Source organism: Candidatus Acetothermia bacterium (assembly GCA_024653305.1).
Lineage (GTDB): Bacteria > Bipolaricaulota > Bipolaricaulia > Bipolaricaulales > Bipolaricaulaceae > JACIWI01.
Genome location: JANLFW010000011.1, coordinates 1950 through 21914, shown reverse-complemented (window position 1 = coordinate 21914; position 19965 = coordinate 1950). Strand labels below are relative to the sequence as shown.

Annotated in this window: 22 protein-coding genes, 1 other RNA gene and 1 pseudogene; 6 read left to right on the top strand and 18 right to left on the bottom strand. The window is 69.2% G+C overall.

Going from position 1 to position 19965, the window contains the following annotated elements; all coding sequences use genetic code 11:
* Window positions 1-33 precede the first annotated feature (33 nt).
* Window positions 34-810 (top strand): slipin family protein, encoded by a 777-nt coding sequence (locus tag NUV94_05385; GenBank protein ID MCR4392204.1) that lies wholly within the window; start codon window positions 34-36, stop codon window positions 808-810.
* Window positions 807-1544, top strand: coding sequence for an MBL fold metallo-hydrolase (locus tag NUV94_05380; protein MCR4392203.1), 738 nt, complete (start codon window positions 807-809; stop codon window positions 1542-1544). The genes NUV94_05385 and NUV94_05380 overlap by 4 nt, the downstream gene beginning before the upstream one ends.
* Here NUV94_05380 and NUV94_05375 read toward each other — a convergent pair.
* From NUV94_05375 to NUV94_05360, 4 genes are read right to left on the bottom strand one after another with little or no spacing between them, the layout of a single operon-like run.
* Window positions 1508-3184, bottom strand: a complete 1677-nt coding sequence (locus NUV94_05375) for a penicillin-binding protein 2 (GenBank protein ID MCR4392202.1) — start codon at window positions 3182-3184, stop codon at window positions 1508-1510. The two genes, NUV94_05380 and NUV94_05375, sit on opposite strands and share 37 nt — an antisense overlap.
* Window positions 3162-3512: a hypothetical protein gene (locus tag NUV94_05370; protein ID MCR4392201.1), complete on the bottom strand. Its 351-nt coding sequence runs from the start codon at window positions 3510-3512 to the stop codon at window positions 3162-3164. The genes NUV94_05375 and NUV94_05370 overlap by 23 nt, the downstream gene beginning before the upstream one ends.
* Window positions 3513-3544: 32 nt before the next feature.
* Complete coding sequence (rsmH, locus tag NUV94_05365; protein MCR4392200.1) at window positions 3545-4456, bottom strand: 16S rRNA (cytosine(1402)-N(4))-methyltransferase RsmH; 912 nt, start codon at window positions 4454-4456, stop codon at window positions 3545-3547.
* Window positions 4425-5345: a polysaccharide pyruvyl transferase family protein gene (locus NUV94_05360; GenBank protein MCR4392199.1), complete on the bottom strand. Its 921-nt coding sequence runs from the start codon at window positions 5343-5345 to the stop codon at window positions 4425-4427. The genes rsmH and NUV94_05360 overlap by 32 nt, the downstream gene beginning before the upstream one ends.
* 47 nt (window positions 5346-5392) lie before the next feature.
* Here NUV94_05360 and NUV94_05355 point away from each other — a divergent pair, with 47 nt between their 5' ends.
* Entirely contained in the window at window positions 5393-5518 is a 126-nt protein-coding gene (locus NUV94_05355; protein ID MCR4392198.1) for a hypothetical protein, read from the top strand.
* A 50-nt stretch (window positions 5519-5568) separates the two neighbouring features.
* Here the strand turns inward: NUV94_05355 and NUV94_05350 are convergent.
* Window positions 5569-5850 (bottom strand): annotated as a pseudogene (locus NUV94_05350) (metalloregulator ArsR/SmtB family transcription factor).
* Window positions 5851-6227: 377 nt separating this feature from the next.
* Window positions 6228-7637, bottom strand: a complete 1410-nt coding sequence (locus tag NUV94_05345) for an MATE family efflux transporter (GenBank protein ID MCR4392197.1) — start codon at window positions 7635-7637, stop codon at window positions 6228-6230.
* A gap of 542 nt (window positions 7638-8179) precedes the next feature.
* Here NUV94_05345 and NUV94_05340 point away from each other — a divergent pair.
* Window positions 8180-8392 (top strand): hypothetical protein, encoded by a 213-nt coding sequence (locus NUV94_05340; GenBank protein MCR4392196.1) that lies wholly within the window; start codon window positions 8180-8182, stop codon window positions 8390-8392.
* 26 nt (window positions 8393-8418) lie between these two features.
* A complete protein-coding gene (locus NUV94_05335) occupies window positions 8419-8628 on the top strand; it encodes a hypothetical protein (GenBank protein MCR4392195.1) in 210 nt (69 codons plus the stop codon).
* Window positions 8629-8803: 175 nt separating this feature from the next.
* Here NUV94_05335 and NUV94_05330 read toward each other — a convergent pair whose 3' ends face one another.
* A complete protein-coding gene (locus tag NUV94_05330) occupies window positions 8804-9430 on the bottom strand; it encodes a hypothetical protein (protein MCR4392194.1) in 627 nt (208 codons plus the stop codon).
* Between the two features lie 5 nt (window positions 9431-9435).
* On the opposite strand from NUV94_05330, the gene NUV94_05325 reads away from it, so the two are divergent.
* Window positions 9436-9678, top strand: coding sequence for a hypothetical protein (locus tag NUV94_05325; GenBank protein ID MCR4392193.1), 243 nt, complete (start codon window positions 9436-9438; stop codon window positions 9676-9678).
* On the opposite strand, the gene ribD is transcribed toward NUV94_05325, so the two are convergent.
* The 11 genes from ribD to NUV94_05270 all read right to left on the bottom strand — a co-directional run.
* Entirely contained in the window at window positions 9654-10814 is a 1161-nt protein-coding gene (ribD, locus tag NUV94_05320) for a bifunctional diaminohydroxyphosphoribosylaminopyrimidine deaminase/5-amino-6-(5-phosphoribosylamino)uracil reductase RibD (protein ID MCR4392192.1), read from the bottom strand. The two genes, NUV94_05325 and ribD, sit on opposite strands and share 25 nt — an antisense overlap.
* The gene (rpe, locus tag NUV94_05315; GenBank protein ID MCR4392191.1) at window positions 10811-11467 is read right to left on the bottom strand and encodes a ribulose-phosphate 3-epimerase; all 657 of its coding nucleotides are present in this window, start codon (window positions 11465-11467) and stop codon (window positions 10811-10813) included. Before rpe ends, ribD begins: the two co-directional genes overlap by 4 nt.
* The gene (locus NUV94_05310) at window positions 11464-12144 is read right to left on the bottom strand and encodes a zinc metallopeptidase (GenBank protein MCR4392190.1); all 681 of its coding nucleotides are present in this window, start codon (window positions 12142-12144) and stop codon (window positions 11464-11466) included. The genes rpe and NUV94_05310 overlap by 4 nt, the downstream gene beginning before the upstream one ends.
* A 47-nt stretch (window positions 12145-12191) precedes the next feature.
* Window positions 12192-12520: RNase P RNA component class A (gene rnpB / locus NUV94_05305), an RNA gene on the bottom strand.
* Between the two features lie 612 nt (window positions 12521-13132).
* The gene (locus NUV94_05300; GenBank protein MCR4392189.1) at window positions 13133-13840 is read right to left on the bottom strand and encodes a C4-type zinc ribbon domain-containing protein; all 708 of its coding nucleotides are present in this window, start codon (window positions 13838-13840) and stop codon (window positions 13133-13135) included.
* Window positions 13837-14898 (bottom strand): Nif3-like dinuclear metal center hexameric protein, encoded by a 1062-nt coding sequence (locus tag NUV94_05295; protein ID MCR4392188.1) that lies wholly within the window; start codon window positions 14896-14898, stop codon window positions 13837-13839. Before NUV94_05295 ends, NUV94_05300 begins: the two co-directional genes overlap by 4 nt.
* A 376-nt stretch (window positions 14899-15274) precedes the next feature.
* A complete protein-coding gene (gene proC / locus NUV94_05290) occupies window positions 15275-16078 on the bottom strand; it encodes a pyrroline-5-carboxylate reductase (protein ID MCR4392187.1) in 804 nt (267 codons plus the stop codon).
* 4 nt (window positions 16079-16082) lie between these two features.
* Window positions 16083-16874: an ATP-binding cassette domain-containing protein gene (locus tag NUV94_05285; protein ID MCR4392186.1), complete on the bottom strand. Its 792-nt coding sequence runs from the start codon at window positions 16872-16874 to the stop codon at window positions 16083-16085.
* Window positions 16874-17761, bottom strand: coding sequence for an ABC transporter permease (locus NUV94_05280; protein ID MCR4392185.1), 888 nt, complete (start codon window positions 17759-17761; stop codon window positions 16874-16876). Before NUV94_05280 ends, NUV94_05285 begins: the two co-directional genes overlap by 1 nt.
* 10 nt (window positions 17762-17771) lie before the next feature.
* Window positions 17772-18740 carry an ABC transporter substrate-binding protein gene (locus NUV94_05275; protein ID MCR4392184.1) on the bottom strand — a complete coding sequence of 323 codons (969 nt, stop codon included), beginning with the start codon at window positions 18738-18740 and terminating at the stop codon, window positions 17772-17774.
* A gap of 190 nt (window positions 18741-18930) precedes the next feature.
* On the bottom strand, window positions 18931-19965 hold a 1035-nt coding region (locus NUV94_05270; GenBank protein MCR4392183.1), incomplete at its 5' end, for an MATE family efflux transporter.

Genomic DNA, 19965 nt, shown 5'->3' with positions numbered 1-19965 from the left:
TCCGATTGACAAGGCCCATCCTAAACGCCTATCATGGAAAAGACAACCAAGGAGGGGACGATGGGCATAACGGCGGCAATCATCGTGGCGCTGGTGGTTCTGTTCTTCGCCAGCGCCATCAAGATCGTGCGAGAGTACGAGCGGGGCGTGATCTTCCGCCTCGGGCGGTTGGTGGGGGCCAAGGGGCCGGGACTGTTCCTCATCATCCCCATCGTGGACAAGATGGTCAAGGTGGACCTCAGGACGATTACCTTGGACGTCCCCCCCCAGGAGGTCATCACCCGGGACAACGTGCCGGTGAACGTGAACGCGGTCGTGTACTTCCGGGTCATGGACCCCCAGGCAGCGGTGGTGGAGGTGCTGGACTTCATCGAGGCCACCCGCCAGATCTCCATGACCACCCTCAGGTCCGTGCTGGGCAAGGCTGAGCTCGACGACATCCTGTCCGAGCGGGAGAAGCTCAACCAGCAGCTCCAGGAGATCATCGACGAGCACACCGACCCGTGGGGGATCAAGGTCATCACGGTGGAGATCAAGGACGTAAAGATCCCCACCGACATGCAGCGGGCCATCGCCCGTCAGGCGGAGGCGGAGCGGGAACGGCGGAGCAAGATCATCAACGCGGAGGGGGAACTTCAGGCCGCGGAGAAGCTGCGGGAGGCGGCGGAGATCATGCAGCGGTCGGCGGGAGCGCTCCAGCTCCGGTATCTGCAGACCCTGTCCGAGATCGCCACCGAGAACGCGACCACGATCGTGTTCCCGGTGCCCATCGACCTCCTCGCTGCCCTGCCCGGGCGCGACCAGGGTTGAGGGTCTGCGCCCTGGGGAGCGGCTCGGCGGGGAACGCCCTCCTCGTGGAGGGCCCGCGGGGGCTGCTCCTCGTCGACGCCGGCCTCCCGTGGCGGGACCTGCGGGCGCGGGCGGGGCGGGTTGGGTTCTCCTTGGAGGGCCTCCGGTGGGCGGTCGTGACCCACGAGCACGCCGACCACGTGCGCGGGCTGGAGCCGCTCCTCCGCCGGGGGGTGCAGATCGCAGCCAGTGCAGGTACCCTCCGCGCCCTCGGGATCGCGGGAACCCCGCTTCAGCCGGGGCTGGAACTCGCGGGGATCAAGCTGTTTTCGTTCCCGGTCAGCCACGATGCCGCCCAGCCAGTGGGACTGATGCTTGAGGTGAACGGGGCCCGGGTTGGGATCGCCACCGACCTCGGCCAGGTCACCGAGTCGGTGCTGTCCTCGCTGCGGGGATGCCAGGTGCTGGTGGTGGAGGCCAACCACGACCTCGGGATGCTCCTCGCCGGGCCCTATCCGTGGCCCTTGAAGCTGCGGATCCTGGGACCGGAGGGGCACCTCGCCAACGACGAGGCCGGGCGGGCGCTCACGCTCCTCAGGGGCGATGGCCTCCGGGCGGTGCTCCTCGCCCACCTCTCCCAAGAGAACAACACCCCGGCGCTGGCGCTGGAGACGGTGGCCCGGGCATTGCCGGGCTGGGACGGGCACCTTTACTTGACCTATCCGGACCGGCCGAGCGCGGTGGTGTCCTCGTAAGGGCGCACGATCCCCAGTCCCGCCATCCCCCGCACGATCGCCCCCACCGTGGGCACAGCGGTGCTGCCGCTCCAGAACTCCTCGGAGCGGCTCGTCTGGTAGACCACCATGACCACGTACTCCGGGTTGTCCCACGGGAAGAAGGCGGCCATGGCGGCGGTGATGTGGCCTGGGACGTACCCCCGTCCGGGGAGGGCGATCTGGGCGGTGCCGGACTTCCCCCCCACCTTGAACCCGGGCACGGCCGCGAGGTTTCCGGTGCCCGTGTTTACCGCGTACCCCAGGATCTCCCGCATCGTCGCGCACGCCTCCACCGAAGCCACCCGCCCCCTCGCCTCAGGCGGGCCTTGGACCAGGTACGGGCGGTACAGGGTCCCCCCGTTGGCCAGGGCGCAGAACGCCGCCGCCAGTTGCACCCCGGTCACGGCCACCCCCTGGCCGAACGAGGACGTGGCCAGGTCCACCTCCGTCCACCGCTCCGGCGGGCGCAGGATGCCCGCGGACTCCCCGGGCAGGCCCACCCCGGTCGGGCGTCCGAACCCCATCCGGCTGAGGTAGGCGTAAGTCCGCTCGATGCCCAGCCGCCCGGCAACTTGGACGAGCACGGTGTTGATGGACTGGGCCATGGCCGCCCTGAACGTGCGAAGCCCATAGCTCTTGCCCTCGGCGTTGCGGATGGGGACCCCGGCCACGAGGATCGGGGAATCCCCGGAGAACGTGTCCTCCGGGCCGACCAATCCCTGATCCACCGCGGCCAGCCCGATCAGCGCCTTGAACGTCGAGCCCGGCTCGAACGCGTCCGTCACCGCCCATGCGTGGAGGAGGCTCGGGTCAGGGCGGTCGAGGTCGTACCGTGGGGCCTGGGCGAGGGCGAGGATGGCCCCGGTGCGGGGATCCATGACCAGGGCGAACCCCCGATCCGCCACGTACTTCTGGACCCCCTGGGTGACCTCCTGCTCGCAGATCCACTGGATCCGAGCGTCCAGCGTGAGATGCAGATCCTTCCCCGGACATCCGGGGTCCTCCTCCCACAGGTCGTACACCCGGCCAGCGCGGCTGCGCAGGAGCCGCAGCCGGCGCGGTTTCCCCCGCAGCGTCTCATCGTACGCGTACTCCAGCCCCTCCAGTCCCTGTCCGTCCACCCCCACGACCCCCAACACGGCCAGGGCCAGCGGTCCCTGGGGGTAGACCCGCTTCCAGGTGTCGAAGAACATGAGGCCGTGGATGCCCAGTTCCGCTGCCCGGCGCCGGAAGCGCGCCCCCACCTCCCGATCCACGCCCCGGGCGAGCCACGTGAAATAGGCGGCACGGTACACCTTGTCCGTCGCGGTCTCGCGCGCCATTCCGAGCTCCTCCACGAGCAGGTCCACCAGGAGCTCGGGCTTGGTCACGTGGAAGCCGTCGAGGGCAATGGAGTAGGCGGGGACATCACAAGCCAACGGACTGCCGTGGCGGTCGTAGATGGTGCCTCGACGGGCGGGGAGTTCGATCACGTCTTCCTGCACGGACTGGGCCACGGTCACCCACCGCCCGTGTTCCACCACTTGGAGTTGAACCAGGCGCCCCACCACGGCCAGCCCCCCCAGCGCCAGGAGGAGGAACACGACCGTGGCCCGCTTAATGCCCGCCTCCTTGGTCATCGTCCAGGGTCAGGTATCGGGTGCGCTTGGCGTCGAACGGGCCCATCCCGAGCCCCCGGGCCCGCTCGGCGATCACGTCCGGGGCGTAGGCACGTGCTCGTTGGTACTCCAGGTAGACCCGGGTCCGCTCCAGCTCCTCCACGGCGAGCAGGGCCTGGGCCCGCTCCGCCCGGAGCTGGACGAGAATGGCTCCCTGCCACAGGTACAGGAACACCAGCCCGGCCACGACGATCCCCGCCCCGATCACGGCCAGGACGTCCACCCATAGGGCAGGCATCGCCCTCGCCCGCACACGGCGGGCCACCGCTTCCTGCACGACCGGCCGCATCGCAACAAGGGTAGATCAGGCCGGCCTCTGGCTCAGGGACAGGTGACCAGACCGGGGGCGACCTCGGGCACCCATGCGGCGCGGAGCTTGGCCGACCGCGCCCGGGGGTTCCGGGCCACCTCGTCCGGGCCTGGCTGGATCGGCTTCTTCGTGAGGACCTCCAGCCGGCCGGCGAGGGCTGCCTGGCGGAAGGCGCGCTTGACGATCCGGTCCTCGAGGGAATGGAACGAGATCGCGCACAGCACCCCGCCGGGCCGGAGGTGGGACATGGCAGCGGCGAGGCCCGCCTCCAGGGCGGCGAGCTCGTCGTTCACGGCGATCCGCAGGGCCTGGAAGGTCCGGGTGGCGGGGTGGATGCGGTGATGGCCCGGGGGGTAGAGGCGGGCTACGAGGCGGGCCAGCTCCCCGGTGGTATGGATGGGGCGGGCCCGCACCACCTCCCGGGCGATCCGCCGGGCGTGCCGCTCCTCCCCGTATTCCCAAAGGATGCGGGCCAGTTCCCGCTCTGGGAGCCGGTTCACGAGGTCGTCGGCGGTGACGGGGCCCTCCGGGTCCATCCGCATGTCCAAGGGGCCATCGGCCTGGAACGAGAACCCCCGCTCCGGCTGGCCCAGCTGGAGGGAGGACACCCCGAGGTCGAACAGGAACCCATCGGCCCTGGCTACCCTTAGTCGGGTCAGGATGTCCCGGAGGTCCCGGAAGTCCCCGCGCACGAGGTGTACCCTGTCCCCAAACGGGGAAAGCCGGTCCTGGGCGACCTTGAGCGCTTCCGGATCCCGGTCGACCCCCACCACCGCCGCCCCGCGGGCGAGGAGGGCCTCGGCGTGGCCGCCGGTGCCCACGGTGGCATCGACGAAGAGCTTTCCCGGGCCGGGTGCGAGGAAGGCGAGCGCCTCCGCCACCAGCACCGGCTCATGCCAGGTCTCGTAGCCACCGCCGGACATCGTCGATCCCCTCCCAGGCCTCTTCCTGCAGGTGCCCCCGGGTCCGAACCAGGGCCCGCGCCCACCCGGGCGAGAGCACCGTCTCCCATTGTCCCTCATCCCCGGGCAGGCGGGGCACGGCACGAGGAAGGTCCCTCTCCACCAGGTCGAGGAAGGACTCCACTTTTGGGGCGTACGGGACGGCGAGGAACGGGGTCCCGCCAAGGAGGGCGAGCTCCAGGGCGTGGAGGCGGCTTCCGATCAGAAGAGGAGCCTGGGCGAGGAGGTCGAGCGCCTCCCGCGGGCCTGCCGGGACGACCAGGGGCAGCTCGGGCAGGGCCCGCTCGTCCTCGCCCCGGGCCAAGACCAGCCCCAACGGGCGAGTATCCAACCGGTCCGCGATCCGCTGGGCCGCGGTAAGGGCGCGATCCCGAATCGAGCGGGGGAGCGCGGGGACCAGGTTCACAAGGACAGGCCCGCCGCCACGGTGGGGGACCGGGGGGAGGGCCAGGACGGGGTCGCGGCCTTCTCGGGCGGGGATCCCGAGCCCGGCGAGGGCCTCCCGGGACGGCGGATCGCGCACGGAGAGGAAGTCCACGTTGGGCAGGACGGCCCGGAGGACCCGGCGGGAGAGGGGGGAACGCACGTCCACCCCCACGCAGGCGAGCCCCACCGGCCGCGGGGCGGCCCGGATGGCGAGCGCGTAGAAGAGGAGCGACCGGCGGGAGGTGCGGTCCTGGAGGATGCCCCCGGTGAAGAGGATCGGAGCCCTTCGGCTGGGGAGGCGGGGCGGGGCGAGGGGGCGCACGGTCCACTCCGGGGCAAGGAGCTCCGTCCACGCCTCCCGGATCGCCTCGTCCCCAAGGTTCCCGTGCCCGAAGTACCCGTAGAGCACGATCGCGCGGGCCACACCGGGAGTATACGGCGGTGATCTGAACGCACAGGGGAGCTAGGGGCATGCTGCGGATCTACGAGGCCGCGATGGAACACGGGTCCACGTTGAGCGAGATCGGGCGGACGCTTGGCCTCCACTCCGCCGTGGGCAAGATCGTCCGCCGGCGGAAGGGACAAACACAGTTATAGGCCAACACCTGTACCCTTCGCTTGCTCTCGCCGGGAGCCGTTCCTGGCGGTCACGGCGACGCGCCCGGGATCCGAAGGAGGTCGAGGAACGCGCGCATCTGTTGGGCGATGCGCTCCTTGTTTATGGAGTAGTAGTGAAGCTGGGCCCGTGCGCGCACGTTCACCAGTCCGTGGAGCCTGAGGAGCTGCAGATGGCGGGACACGGTGGGCTCCTTGAGTCCCAACCGGCGGGCGATCTCCTCCACCGCAAGCTCCCCGTGCTCGGCCAACAGCTGGAGCATTCGGTTTCGGGATCCCGTGCTAAAACACTTGAAGAAGGCTGCATACCGGTCCGGCCCGGGTGGCCGTGGGGGATCGACCTCATAATGGGCGAATGCTTAAACTCTCAAACTGGGGTATGGGCTGGTCGTGGGGTCGGCCCTTCTGTTCCTTGCTCGGGGCGGCGGGGCTCCTCCTCACGGTGACCGGGCTTGTTCAGGAGAGGTGGAACGAGGCGCGCGGTGCTGGGGACGGACGATTGACCAGGCCCAGGATAGATCGTGGAGGCGCTGGGCCTGGTCACGGGGAACACCATCCGGGCGAGGCACATCGGGCGTGGGGGGCGAGATCAAGGACTACGCGGAGATGCTCGCCAGCGCCCAGACCATGTCCGGGGCCCCTGGGATCGTGGCCTACGGGACCGTCGTGAAGCTCCGGCGAAAGTAGGCCCTCAGCCCGGAATCCCCTTGGACTCCTCCACCACCGACCGCTGCCAGCTGCGGCTGAGGAGGAATCCGAGCGCGATCAGCCCCGCGATCACGTTGGAGAGGGACATCCCCCACCACACCCCGTCGGCCCCAAGCCCAAGCGGGAACCCAAAAAGGTAGGAAAGCGGGATCCGCAGGACCCACAGCCGCACGACCCCCAGCACCATCGTCGGCACGTTGTGCCCGGAACCGCGGTAGATGGCCATCGCCGCGAAAAACGTGCCCAAGAACGGCATGCTCACCGCAAATGCCCCGATGAACCGGGCCCCGAGTTCGATCACGTCCTCCCTCCCCGGGATGAACATCGCCACGGCCGGATAGCGGATCAGCCAAAGGAGCCCAGCCTCCGCGGCGAGGATCACGATCAGCGCCCGTAGTCCCTTGCGCACGAGTTCCTGGGCGCGGTCCATCGCCCCTGCCCCCAGGGCCTGGCCGACCATCGTCGTGAGCCCGGTGCCGAGCCCCTCGGTGACGATGAACAGGATCCCCAGCACCCGATCGCCAATTCCATACCCGGCCAGGGCCGCCTCGGCATTGGGGAGCCGGCCGATGACCGCGGTCATGATCACGAACCCGAACGCCATGCTCGACTGGCCGATCGCTGCCGGGACCCCGATCCTGAGGCCCTTGACCATCCATCCCCACCACGGGAGGAGGGCGCTTGGGTCGAGGCGCAGAAGGCCCTTCCCCCGCCAAAGGAGGGCGAGGAACGCGAGCATCACCAGCCCTTGCGCGGCCACGGTGGCGTAAGCGGCGCCGAGGATCCCCATCCGCGGCACCGGCCCCCACCCCAGGACGAGCAGGGGATCGAGGGCCATGTTGAGGAGGGTTCCGCCCCCGTTCACGAGGAGCGGGGTTAAGGTATCCCCGGTGGCAGCGAGGGCGGAATAGAAGAGGCCGGGCAGGACCATGGTGGGAAGCCCAAGGAAGATGATCTGGATGTACAGGGACGCCGCGCTCGCCACCGTGCCTTCCCCGATGAGGAGGGCGAGAAGCCACGGGGACAGGAAGTAGCCGGCCACCCCCAACATGATCCCGGACACCGCGGAAAGGGAGAGGAGCTGGTTCAGGGCGTAGTTGGCCTCTTTGGGCCGGCCGGCCCCCACGTACTGGGCCACGAGCGCGCTTACCGCCGCCCCGCCAAACCCGGATATGAACGAAATGAGGAACCACACGATCGGCCAGGACACCTGGATCCCGGCCACCGCCGCCGCGGACTCGGCCTTGGGGAGGCGGCCGATCCAGAACGCGTCGGCGAGGTTGTACAGGGTGAAGATGAGGGAGGAGATGACGGCTGGCCCACCGATCCGGGCCATCGTCCGGAGGGGTGGCCCGGTGAGGATTTCCTCCCGCGACGGGGTCTTGAACTTCATGGGAGTGAAGTATAACCGCAGGGATACCGCGATCGCCCCAGGCCTATCACCGGTACGGTCACACGAGGAAGGAGACTGCTAACCACTCGGCTGAGGTCTTCTTTGGCGGACGCCCTGTTCTACCTCGCCTCGCGCTCGGATGAGGCCGCCGAGCACGTCGAGAGGTTGCTCTCCACCCCTGAAGAGAGCGTCGAGCGGTTCAAAGACGGGCTTTCCGGGTTGAAACGGAAGACATGCCTTCGGTTGCTGGCGGAGTTCTTCGAGTGCGACCGGGCGATCTTCGAGCGGTGCGATGACTCAAACGGGGCAATCGGCGACGTGTTTCGCTACGACGCCAGGGAGCTTTTCGTCCACTATGCAGCCGCGTGCACGGACAAAGCCTGGGGTAGCCGATCTTCTGTTCCGGCTTTACGAGCAGGACGACTACGGGGTGCGGGCGGAGCTGGTGGAGGCCGCCGCGAAGTTCCTGCCGGAGGAGGAGGCGCGCGCCCTCGCCTCCCGCTTCTGGGAACGAGGCGAAAGCGAACCACCGGTGGCTTGGGGTGGAGCTCCTGTTCGAGAGGGCAAGGTTGACCTCGCATCCCGAGCTTTCAGCCACAACGTGCACGGAGATCGCGAGAGTCTACCTCGAAACCGGCGACGCCGAGATGGCCCTGTTCTGGATGGAGCGAATTCCCCATGGGGATCGGTTCGACGCCGTCGAGCGAGACCGGCTTCTCTACGCCATCCATGAACGGCTTGGCGCCTGTTCCTGAACCGTCGCAGCAGGGAGACACTGGACATGCTACTTCGGGCGATCGGGGAGTCCGAGCGGGACCGCGTGATCGAGGACGAGGTGCAGAAGATCCTGAGAGGCGCGCGGCTCTCCGAGGGCGACGCCGCCTTCTTGGTCGTATACATGTACCTGCAGCCCCTGGCGAAGGGTTTGGAAAAGGCCGGACGCCCGGTGGGGGCGGCTGTGTCTACCGCGCTTTGCTCGAATCGATCCTGAGTCGAGCGCAGTCGCGACACTACCATCATGGGGTCCGTTACCCGAAGAAGCTGGACGGGTTGGCTGCCAAGATCGGGGACTGGCGCGGCGTCCTCCCGCACGATGAGTACAAGAAAGCGCTGCTTGCGGCCTACGGCCGCAAGCGGAGGTTCTGGTCAAAGTAGGTATGATTGCGTCAGGGGGCCCTCGCGGCTTGCCGGCTTTCGGCGGTACTTTGCGACTGCGCCTTGACCGAGGGGACATTTCCGGCAGGATGGTTACGCATTGTGCGTAACGGTGATTGCGTATCAAGGGGGAACGGGCCGAGCTCGAGTTCGAGTTTGATCCCCGCAGCGACCAGGCCCCGCTCCTCGACGACCTGTTTGCGGCAACGGAGAGGGTGTGCCGCCAGCAAGGGAAGCGGGGTGTGGTGGCGTTCGACGAGTTCCAGGAGCTCGCGAACTGGGACGAGGGAGGACAGGTGGAACGCCGGATGCGGAGCCACTCCCAGCTCCACGCGCACGTATCCTACGTGTTCCTGGGCAGCAAACGCCACCTCATGCAGGAGGTCTTCCAGAACAAGAACCGCATCCCCGCGGACCGGTTCGCCCAGTTCATCGAAGGGCGGTTCCGGGAGACGGGGGTTCGGGTGGAGCGGGAAGCGGTGCTGGAGATCCTGCGGATCACCGACAACCATCCCTACTACACCCAGCTTCTGTGCCACATCCTGTGGGACCGGTTTCGGGATAAGGGAGCCCTCGCCCAAGACGATGTGGCCGCCGGGGTGCGGGAGGTCTTCCTGCGTGAGGCGCACGCGTTCCATGACCTATGGGACATGTTGCCCTCCCGAGCCGACGGCTCTTGGTTGTCTTGGCCCATGCGGGTGGTCCCGCGGTCCAAATCTACGCAAGCGAGTTCTTGCTCAACCACAACCTCGGACCTGCCTCCAGTGTCCAGCGGGTCGTCGCCCGGCTGCTCGCGGACGAGATCCTGGAGAGGACGAACGGAGTCCACCAGTTCACCGACGTGTTCTTCCAACGCTGGATTCAGCAGGAGTTCCCCTCTCCCTGACCGCCGCAACGCACTCCACCGCCTGCTCCTTCGGACAGCAAACCTCGTCCTTCCTCTCCAGGAGCGGGTGCAACTGGATAGCCACTCACGAGGAGGTCGTCGCCAACCCGCTCCACGGCGAGGTCGTGGATCCGGATCGCCTCGCTCGGATCGGGGACCCCTTCCCCGCCTACGGCGTGGACTGCGTCGCGCCCCCCGAGGACGAGGGGGGCGTAGAAGAACACGATCTTGTGCACAAGCCCCTGGGAGAGGAACGACCAGGCCACCTCCGCCCCGCCCTCCACGAGCAGCGAGTCGACCTCCCGCTCCCCCAGACGCATGAGGAGCTCCCGGAGGTCCACGCGCCCCTGCCGCGCCGGCAGCCGCCACACCTCCGCCCCCCGTGCCCGCAACCCCCGTTCGACCTCCGCGGGCATCGCCTCGGTGGCAGCGATCAGGGTGGGCGCGCCCGGGGACAGGACCTTGGCCCCAACGGGGATCCGCCCTCGGGAATCGAGCACGATCCTGAGCGGCTGCGGGCCCGGGACCTCGCGCACCGTGAGCTCCGGGTCGTCGGCGAGCACCGTCCCCACCCCCACCAGGACCGCGGCGTAGCGGCGGCGCAGGGCGTGGACGAGCCGCCGCGCCTCGGGCCCGGTCAGCCACCGGGACCTGCCTGTGGCCGTGGCGATCTTCCCGTCCAGGGACATCGCCAGCTTGAGGACCACGAATGGAGTTCGGTTACGAATCCAGTGGAAGAAAGCCTCGTTCAGGCGGCGGGCCTCGTCGGCGAGCACCCCCTCCACGGCCTCGATCCCCGCTGCCCGCAACCGCGCGATCCCCTTTCCGTCCACAAGGGGGTTAGGGTCGCGGATGGCCACGATGACCCGGCGAATTCCGGAGGCGATGATGGCCTCGGTGCAGGGCGGGGTCTTCTTCTCCCGATGAACGCAGGGCTCCAGGTTCACGTAGAGGTCGGCCCCACGGGCCCGGTCCCCGGCCTTCTCCAAGGCCACGGCCTCGGCGTGGGGGCCGCCGCACCGGGTGTGGTACCCCTCGGCGATCACCGCCCCCTCCCGCACCACCACCGCCCCCACGAGTGGGTTGGGCCGCGTGCAGCCCTCGCCCTGCCGCGCCAGCTCCAGGGCCCGCCTCATGAACCTCTCGTGTACCCCGCCGCCTTCCATAGGGCGAGCGCCGCCGCCCGGGGGTCGGGTTGAGCGAAGATCGCCGAACCGGCCACCACCACCTCCGCCCCCGCCTCCACCACCTGGCGCACGTTCTCCGGGCCGATCCCCCCGTCCACGGCGATGACCACCGGCCGCCCCCGGAGTTCCCCCTGCAGGCGCCGGATGCGGTCCACCGCCTCAGGGTTAAACGCCTGCCCGCCGAACCCCGGCTCCACGCTCATCACCAGCACCAGATCTACGTCCCCCAGGTGGGGGCGGATCGCGTCCAGGGGCGTGCCGGGCCGAACGGAGATCCCCACCCGGCACCCCAGGCCGCGGATGACGCGGATCGTCTGGTCCGGTGGATCCTTCGCCTCCACGTGGAACGTGATCATGTCCTCAGGACCCACCTTGAACTGCGGGGCATAGAGGGCCGGGCGGTCGATCATGAGGTGGATGTCGAACGGAAGCGGGGTGTGCCGGCGCAAGGCGTTGGCCACGGGCGGGCCAAACGTGAGGTTGGGCACGAAGTGCCCGTCCATCACGTCGAGATGGAGGTAGTCGACTACCCCCTCGACTCGTTTCACCTCCTCGGCGAGGCGGCCGAAGTCGGCGGAGAGGAGAGACGGGGCCAGCTTCATCGACGCCGGTTGGCGACCATGAGCATCGAGAGGAGCTGGAGGGCGGCCATCGCTGCGGCAGCGACGTAGGTCAGGGCAGCCGCGGTCAGGACCTCCTTCACCGCGCCGAGCTCCTCCTGGGTCACGTGCCCGCTCGTGCGCAGCGCCGCCACCGCCCGCCTAGAGGCGTTGAACTCCACGGGCAAGGTGATTAGGGTGAACAGGACCGCCGCCGAGAACAGGATGATCCCGATGTTCACCAGAGGATCGGCGCGCATAAAGAGGCCGATGAAGAACAACGGGAACGCGAGCTGGGAACCGAACATCGCCGCTGGGACCACCGCCGAGCGTAGGGCGAGGGGGGCGTACCTCTGGGCGTGCTGGATCGCGTGTCCGGCCTCGTGGGCGGCCACGCCCACCGCCGCCACCGACGCCGAGCCGGCGGCGGAGAGGCGGAGGGTGCGGGAGCGCGGGTCGTAGTGGTCGCCGAGGGCGCGGCCCGTGCCCTCGATCTTGACCCCGCTCACCCCGGCCCGGGCCAGGATCTCGTCCGCCACCTGAGCGGCGGTCACCCGACGCTGGGTCGGAACCTGGAGGTATTTGGCGTACGTGCTCCGCACCTTGTGCTGGGCGTAGATGGCGAGGATGAGGGCAGGGAGGAGGATGATCAGCGTCTCCGGGTAGAAGAGCCCGAACATGGTCTTGCACCTCCTTGATCAACCTCAGGCGTGAATTATAGCCGTGCTGGGGGAGAGGGCCATAGGCCGGATTCTGTCGAGGGGGGCCATCCATCTATGCGGCCTACCCGGAGGCATCGGGCGGGCCACCCTCAACCGCCTCCCTATTTGGCCTTGCTCCGGCCGGGGTTTACCGTGCCCGGGAGCCTCGCGGCCCCGGCGGTGGGCTCTTGCCCCACCGTTTCACCCTTGCCCGCACCCGTGTGGGCCGCTGGCGGTCTGTTCTCTGTGGCACTTTCCAGGGGTCGCCCCCTCTCGGGTTGCCCCGAGCGGCCTGCCCGGCGGAGTCCGGACCTTCCTCAGGGGTAAACACCCCCGCGGCCCCCTGGCCGTCTCCCCCACCGCGCGGGTGCCCTCGTGCATCGACAACGGGGGCACACCCACATTATACCGCCCAATGACTCCCGGCGGCGCAGCGGTCGCAAGCACCGCGGGCAGACCCGTCGGGCGATGAAGAACACGGCCCCAGCTGCGCCGCCCACACCGACGATCACGTACGGCCATACCCCCAGCGTCCTCCCCTCGTCCTTCGGGCCTGTGGTGACGAGTTCCAGGAGCCCCTGGGCCAACTTGAGCACGGCCGAGGCCGTCCGCCCGCGGTTGGCCTCCACCTCCGCGCGGTCGAGGAGGGCCTCCCACGGCCCAGCCGGGATCGCCCCCTGGGCCTTGGCCCCGAGCTGGGCGACCGCTCGCCACCCCACCCCCTCGACCCGGAGGAGCACCACCAGCACCGCCTCCGGGGGAAGGCGCCACGCCCGGAACACCTCATGGGCGTAGACACTGGGGTTCCCGAACGGATCGCGCCAGCTCGCCAAGTACACGAGAGCGAGCCCATGACCCTCGAGGGCGGCGATGATCTCCTTCAGCCGCTCCCGCTCCGCCCGCTCCAGGGTCTGGCCGTAGTCGTTGATCGAGCCGATCGGGTCAGGAAGAAGGGGAGTGGCAACGGTCAGCGCCACCGCCAGTACAGGAACCGCGAGCAGTTTTCGCAGGTCACCACCTCCCGGCCCTCCCGGACCCGCTCGAGGGTGGTATCGGCCAGGCGCAGGTGGCACCCCCCGCACGTGCCCCCATCCACCGGAACCACCGGGCTGGACACGCTCCCCCGCAGGCGCTCGTAGTGCTGGTGCAGGTGGGGAGGGACCTCCGCGGCCAGGACCTCTCTCTTCGCGTTGAGGTCATCCTTTTGCTTGAGAAGCCCGTCCCGCTGACGGCCCACCTCGGCGAGGTCGTCCTGGATGCACCTGACCCGCTCCCGGTGGCGCGCCTCGTCCTCCCGCAGCCGCTCCCCATCCTGTTCCGCTTCCTCCATGAGCCGGAGCGCCTCCTCGGCAAGCCCATCCAGGCGGGCACGAAGGAGGGCCACCTGCTCCCGCAGGTACTCCATCTCCTTGTACGGGATGATCTCGTGGTCGAGCTTCTTCTGATACCCGCGGATCTTGGCATCGGTGGCATCGACCTCGGTGGACTTGGTGAGGGCCTCGTGCCGCAGGCGCCGGTGTGCCTCCTGGCGCTTGCGAAACGCCTCCTCTTCCTGAGCCAGCCGGTCACGCAGCCGCGCCTCCTCCGCGGCGAGATCGGCGAGACGGCCGTCCACGGTGCGAATGGCGTTGTCCACCTCCGCGAGCGCGAGCAGCTGCTGAAGCTGGTCGGTCATGCCGCGATCACCTCGAGCGACGGGAACTGCTCCCGAAGGAGGCCGGCCACGTGCCCCACGAACGGGCGCTCCGTCTCCCGGTGGCCTAGCGCGGCCACGGCAAGGCCGGATTCGGCTGCCTCCAGGCCCTGGTGGTACCCGATCTCCCCGGTGAGGTAAAGCTCGGCTCCAGCGGTGAAGGCGTCTCGCCATAGGTCACCGCCGTCCCCTCCACAGACCGCGACCCGCCGCACTGGGCGGTCGAGGTCGCCGTAGGTGGACCTGGGACCGGACGCCCCCAGCGCGCAGGCCAGGCGGGCGGCCACCTCCCGCGCCGGGGTCTCCTGAAGCAAGTCCCCCACCCGGCCCAGGCCGTGCCACGCGGCCGCGTTCTCGAGGGGGTACACATCGTACGCCACTTCCTCGTAGGGGTGGGCGGCGCGCAGGGCGGAAAGGGCCTGGGTGAGCCGCTCGGCCGGGACCACCGTCTCCAGGCGCACCTCGTCCACGCGCTCCTCCCGCCCGATCGCACCGATGTAAGGGCGAGTCCCCTCCTCGGGGAGGAAGGTCCCCGTGCCGCGGGCACGGAACGAGCAATGCCCATAGCGCCCGATCTGCCCGGCCCCGGCGGCGAACACTGCGGCGGCCACCGCGTCTGCGTGGCTCTCGGGCACGAACACCGCGAGCTTGATCAACCTCCCCCGTGGGACGAGCGGGCGCGGCCCCTGGAGCCCCAAGAGATCGGCCAGGACCTCGCCCAGGCCTCCCCGAGCGACGTCGTACGGGGTGTGCACGGCGTAGCACGCGGCCCCGTCGGCGAGGAGGGCGCGGACCTTGTCCCCAAGCGGTGTCCCCGGCAACAGCCGGTCGAGCGGACGGAAGAGCAGGGGGTGATGGGTGATGAGGAGATCGACGCCCTGAAGCGTGGGGACCAGCCCGAGGTCGAGGTCCAGGGCCACGAGGACCCGCCGACAAGGGGCGTCCAGTGGGCCGACCTGAAGCCCGGTCCGGTCCCAGGGCTCGGCGAGGGCCTGCGGGAAGCGCTCCTCCAAGAAGGCGACCACGTCCTGCCGAAGCATGACCGCGTTAGTGTAGCGTTCCGGACGCTTGTCCCGCAAGGAGCGCGGGGTACCATGGCTCAGGGAGAGGGTGGTCCCCTCACCCCAGCCCTCTCCCACACGGGGAGAGGGGGAGGCCCGCGGGGCGTAGCGTCGTCCTTTATGGACGACGTTATGCTTCGAGACGCTCCTTGCCACACCGGGCCTGGGGGCGAAGGGCCTGCGGGCCCTGGCCCTTCTTTCCGACGACGAGGGCGAGTAGGCTGCGTGGGAAACCGAGGTCCGTGGACCTGCGGCACAAAAACACCCGTAACGCATCATACATGACGCGTCACGAATCACAGTTCTGCAGGCGCTTGAACGCGGAAGCGGGCTATGCTCACATGGGCTGCTAGGTTCAGCGGGCGAGGGTTTTCGCCCGCTCGGTGGCGGCCACCACCGCTTTGATCAGGGCCACCCTCAGCCCCCCTTCCTCCAGGGCCATGAGGCCATCGATGGTGACACCGGCGGGGGTGGTGACATCGGCCTTAGGCACGGCCGGGTGTTGGCCGGACTGGAGGACGAGGGCGGCCCCGCCGAGGAGGGCCTGGGCCGCGAGCTCTGTGGCGAGCTTCCGGGGAAGCCCCATCTTCACCCCGCCCTCGGCCAGGGCCTCGATGATGATGTAGGCGTAGGCCGGCCCGGACCCGGAAAGGGCGGTCACCGCGTCCATGAGCCCCTCGTCGTCCACAGTGGCCACGCGCCCGAGGGGGGAGAACACGGCCCGGGCCAGGGCCAGGTGGTGGGGCCCCGCGTGGCGCCCCGGGCAGAGGGCGGTCATCCCCTGGCCGATCTGGCACGGGGTGTTGGGCATGGCCCGGATCACGGGAATGGGCCGGCCGAGGGCTTCCTCCACCGACCGGATGGGGGTAGCAGCGGCGAGCGTGATCACAACCTGGCTGGGCGAAAGCAGGTCCTTCACCTCTGCGAGCACCTTCGGCATCGTGGCCGGTTTCACCGCCAGGATCACCACGTCCCGGTCCCTGGCCAGGGCGCGGTTGTCGGTGTGCACGTCGATCCCAAGGCGCCGCTTGGCTTCCATGGCCGATTCGGGATGGCCGGTGGTGCCCGCGATGTCTTGGGGCTCCGCGGCCCCAGCCCGGAGGAGCCCCTCCACCAGGGCCGCTCCGATCGTGCCCACCCCGATCACGCCGATCCGCATGGCACTAGCGCACGGGGGCCTCGAGGAGGAGCTCGTCGTCCGTGACCCCGGCCCGCTTGAACAGGGCCACGAGGTCCTCCACGCCAAGGCTGGTTTTCTGGGACGCCCCCAGGTCCAGGACGATCCGCCCCTTGTGCATCATGATGAGGCGGTCCCCCACCTGGAGGGCCTGGTCCATGCGGTGGGTGACCATGAGGGTGGCGATGCCCTTCTCCCGCACGAGCCGCGCGGTGATGGCGAGCACCCGGTCGGCATTGGCCGGGTCCAAAGCCGCCGTGTGCTCGTCGAGGAGGAGGATCTTCGGTCCGGACAGGGTGGCCATGAGGACGGTGAGGGCCTGGCGCTCCCCCCCAGAGAGGTGGGCCACCCGCTCGGTCAGGCGCCCTTCCAGCCCCATCCCGAGGTGGGCCACCGCCGCGGCCAAGGCCCGCCGGCGGGCCTGGGTGAGGGGGAGCCCCAGCCCCCGCCGCCCCTTGCGCTGGGCCAGGGCAAGGTTCTCCGCCACCGTCATGTGGGCGGCCGTGCCCCGCAGGGGGTCTTGGAACACCCGTCCGATCCAGCGGGCCCGGCGGTGGGCTGGCCACCGGGTCACGTCCACCCCGGCGATCCGCACCCGACCTCGGGCCGGACGGCATGTGCCGGCGATCACGTTAAGCAGCGTGGATTTCCCGGCCCCGTTGGAGCCAATCACGGTCACGAACTCCCCGGCCTCCAGGGCCAGGTCCACCCCTGCCAGCGCCTCCACCCGCTCTGCCCCCACGGCGAACGTCTTGGAAATCCCCTGCAGTTCCAGGATCATGCCTCCTCCCCCTTGATGCGGGTCCGCAGGGCCGGGGCCATCAGGGCCCCCAGCACCACGAGGGCGGTGAGGAGCCTGAGGTCGGAGGGGGTGAATCCCAGCGCCCCCCCGTACCGAAGGGCGACGAGGATCGCCCCCCGGTACAGGCACGACCCGAGGAGGACCGCGGCCGTGGCCCACCCCACCGACCGGGGACGGAGGAGCATCTCCCCCACGATCACCGAGGCCAGCCCGGCCACGATGGTCCCCACCCCCATCCCCACGTCGGCGAACCCCGAGTACTGGGCGGCCAAGGCCCCGGCCAAGGCCACCAGGGCGTTGGACAGGGCGAGCCCGAGGATCGTCATCCCCTCCGGGCTCACCCCGTACGCCCGCACCACATCCGGGTTGTCCCCCGTAGCCCGCAGGGCCATCCCCAGCTCGGTGTGGAAGAACGTGTCCAACAGGAACTTCAGCGCCAACGCCAAGATCGCAACCACGACGACCAACCCCCACGGGTTGGGCAACCCCAACGCCCCGGTGGCGAGGCGGAGGACCGAGGGGCGGCCGAGGAGGGCGAGGTTGGGTCGCCCCATGATCCGCAGGTTCAGGGAATACAGCATGATCATGGTGAGCACACCAGCGAGGAGCCCCTGGATGCGAAACTTGGTGGCGAGGACCCCGGTGAAGGCCCCGGCCGCGGCCCCGGCCCCCAGCGCCACCAGGCTCGCCAGGAACGGGTCCCATCCCGCGGTGATGAGGGCCGCGGCCAGCGCCGCCCCAAGGGGGAACGTCCCGTCCACGGACAGATCGGGGAACGCGAGGACTCGGAATGAAAGGTACACCCCCAGGGCCATGAGGCCGTAGATGAGCCCCTGCTCCACCGCGGGAAGGACCAGCGTCACCCTGGCGCTCCTACTCCTCGGCTACGAACCGCCGGCCCCCGAGGAGGATCCCGGTGGCCTTCCCCACCACCGAGGTCGGGAAGGCAAACCCGATCCGCTGGGCCATGTCCAAGTTGAGCCAGACCTGGGTGCCCCTCTGGTAGGTGATGGGGATGTCCTTGGGCGCAACGCCAGCGAGGACGTTGGCCACCACTTCCCCGGTCATGAGGCCATGGTCGTAGTAGTCGAATCCCGTGCACATCAGGGCCCCCCGCTCCAGGCTCGTGGGGTCGGCCACCAGGAACGGGAGGCGCTCCCGGTTCGCCACATCTACCACTGCTTCCAATGCCGCAACTACGGTGTTGTCGGTGGTCACGTAGAGGGCATCCACCCGGCCGATGAGGGACTGGGCGGCCAGGGGCACGGCCGCCGTGTTCTCGGCGGCTGCAGCCACGATGGTGAGGCCCAACTCCCGGGCCGCCTTCTCCGCCATCGCCGTAAGGATCGCGGAGTTCACTTCCCCGGGGTTGTACACCATCCCCACCCGTTTGGCCCCAGGCACCAACTCCTGCAGGAGCATTAGGTCCGCCCGAACATCGATCAGGTCAGAAAGCCCGGTCACATTGGGATAACCGGTGAGACCAGCCCCCACCGGGTCCGTCACCGCCGAGAACACCACGGGGATCCCGGTGTCCTTGAACACCTGAACGGCGGCCTGGGAAGTGGGGGTAGCGATGGACACCACGAGGTCCACCCCTTGGGCGAGGAAGTTCTGGGCGATGGCGATGGCCACCGAGAAGTCCCCTTGGGCGTTGCCCAGGATGAACCGCACGTTCTGTCCGTCCACGTAGCCCGCCTCGCGCAGGGTCGCGATCACCCCATCGCGCACCGCGTTCAGGGCGGGGTGGTCCACGATCTGGGTGATGCCGATCACGATCGGCCGGCCCAGACTGAGGAGTCCAAAAGCTGCTAGCACTGCGGCTAATACAAGCTTTCGCATGTCTACCTCCCCTTCGGGCAAATAAAAACCCGCAAGCTGAGCTTGCGGTGAACGGGCGCTCCCTCTCAGCGAGAGGTCACGCCCCTATGCGAACCAGTACCCGCAGAAGCTAGGCTTCCCGGCGATCACCTCCTCCGCTAGAACGAGCTTGCACATCGCACCTATATATACGCCGATCCGGGGCTCCCTGTCAAGGGGTGGCGCCTCGTTCCACCGCGGCGGGGGCCGTGATCACCTTGCGCTTCCAAGTCCCGCGGCGGAGCCACGCGAGGAGCCCCACCCCGGCCGCCGCGTTGCTGAGGGCCATGCCCATCCACAAGCCGGTCGGTCCCAAGCCCCAAAGGTAGGCGAGGAGCCAGGACATCCCGATGCGCAGACCCCACAGCCGGATCAGGGAGAACACCATCGGGGGCACGGTGTGCCCAGATCCCCGGAACACGGCGCCCGCGGCGGCGAACAGGCCGAAGAACGGCACCGAGAACCCGAAGATGGCCAGGAACCGTGCCCCCTCTTCGATCACCGCCGGATCGGCGATGAACACCCGGTACAGCGGCTCCCGAACGAGGAACGTCAGGAGGGATAGACCCCCCAGGACGAGGAACGTGGCCCGGACGCCCCGCCGCGCGATCTCCTCCGCCCGCGCCGTCTGCTCGGCGCCCAGGTTCTGCCCCACCATCGCCACCAAGGCGCTCGTCGCTCCCCAGATCGCCACGTTGAGCAGGTTGATGAGCCGGTTCCCTACACCGTACGCAGCGACCACGGTGGTCCCAAACCCGGCCACGAGGGCCATCAGGATCACGAACCCAAACGAAGTGCCCGCTTGATCGAGGACGTTGGGGATCCCCACGCGCCCGATCTCGCGCACCCGGGCAGAGCGGGGCAGGAGCCGGTCCCGCCGCAGCCGGAGTCCCACCCTCCCTGTGGTGAGGAGCCACAGCCCGACCAGGGCCGCCAGCCCGCGGGAAAGCACGGTGGCGATGGCCGCTCCGGCCACCCCAAGCGCGGGGAACGGCCCCCACCCAAAGATGAAGAACGGGTCCAACATGGCATTGGCGAGAACGGAGGTGCCCATGAGGTACATCGGGGTTCGGGTGTCCCCGACCCCAAGGAGGAGCCCGGTGAACGCGAACGTGCCGAACATCATCGGGAGCCCTAGGCACTCGATGCGCAAGTAGGCGAGGGCCATAGGCAACACCTCGGCCGGCGTCCGCACCACGCGCAGGGC

Excerpts from the sequence above, each read along its gene's own strand:
- NUV94_05385 (MCR4392204.1), top strand. The coding sequence starts at position 34 with ATGGAAAAGACAACCAAGGAGGGGACGATGGGCATAACGGCGGCAATC.
- NUV94_05375 (MCR4392202.1), bottom strand. The coding sequence starts at position 3,184 with ATGACCAAGGAGGCGGGCATTAAGCGGGCCACGGTCGTGTTCCTCCTC.
- NUV94_05370 (MCR4392201.1), bottom strand. The coding sequence starts at position 3,512 with ATGCGGCCGGTCGTGCAGGAAGCGGTGGCCCGCCGTGTGCGGGCGAGG.
- rsmH (MCR4392200.1), bottom strand. The coding sequence starts at position 4,456 with ATGTCCGGCGGTGGCTACGAGACCTGGCATGAGCCGGTGCTGGTGGCG.
- NUV94_05355 (MCR4392198.1), top strand. The coding sequence starts at position 5,393 with ATGCTGCGGATCTACGAGGCCGCGATGGAACACGGGTCCACGTTGAGC.
- NUV94_05345 (MCR4392197.1), bottom strand. The coding sequence starts at position 7,637 with ATGAAGTTCAAGACCCCGTCGCGGGAGGAAATCCTCACCGGGCCACCC.
- NUV94_05335 (MCR4392195.1), top strand. The coding sequence starts at position 8,419 with ATGCTACTTCGGGCGATCGGGGAGTCCGAGCGGGACCGCGTGATCGAG.
- NUV94_05330 (MCR4392194.1), bottom strand. The coding sequence starts at position 9,430 with ATGGAACGCGTGCGCCTCACGCAGGAAGACCTCCCGCACCCCGGCGGC.
- NUV94_05325 (MCR4392193.1), top strand. The coding sequence starts at position 9,436 with ATGGGACATGTTGCCCTCCCGAGCCGACGGCTCTTGGTTGTCTTGGCC.
- ribD (MCR4392192.1), bottom strand. The coding sequence starts at position 10,814 with ATGAGGCGGGCCCTGGAGCTGGCGCGGCAGGGCGAGGGCTGCACGCGG.
- rpe (MCR4392191.1), bottom strand. The coding sequence starts at position 11,467 with ATGAAGCTGGCCCCGTCTCTCCTCTCCGCCGACTTCGGCCGCCTCGCC.
- NUV94_05310 (MCR4392190.1), bottom strand. The coding sequence starts at position 12,144 with ATGTTCGGGCTCTTCTACCCGGAGACGCTGATCATCCTCCTCCCTGCC.
- NUV94_05300 (MCR4392189.1), bottom strand. The coding sequence starts at position 13,840 with ATGACCGACCAGCTTCAGCAGCTGCTCGCGCTCGCGGAGGTGGACAAC.
- NUV94_05295 (MCR4392188.1), bottom strand. The coding sequence starts at position 14,898 with ATGCTTCGGCAGGACGTGGTCGCCTTCTTGGAGGAGCGCTTCCCGCAG.
- proC (MCR4392187.1), bottom strand. The coding sequence starts at position 16,078 with ATGCGGATCGGCGTGATCGGGGTGGGCACGATCGGAGCGGCCCTGGTG.
- NUV94_05275 (MCR4392184.1), bottom strand. The coding sequence starts at position 18,740 with ATGCGAAAGCTTGTATTAGCCGCAGTGCTAGCAGCTTTTGGACTCCTC.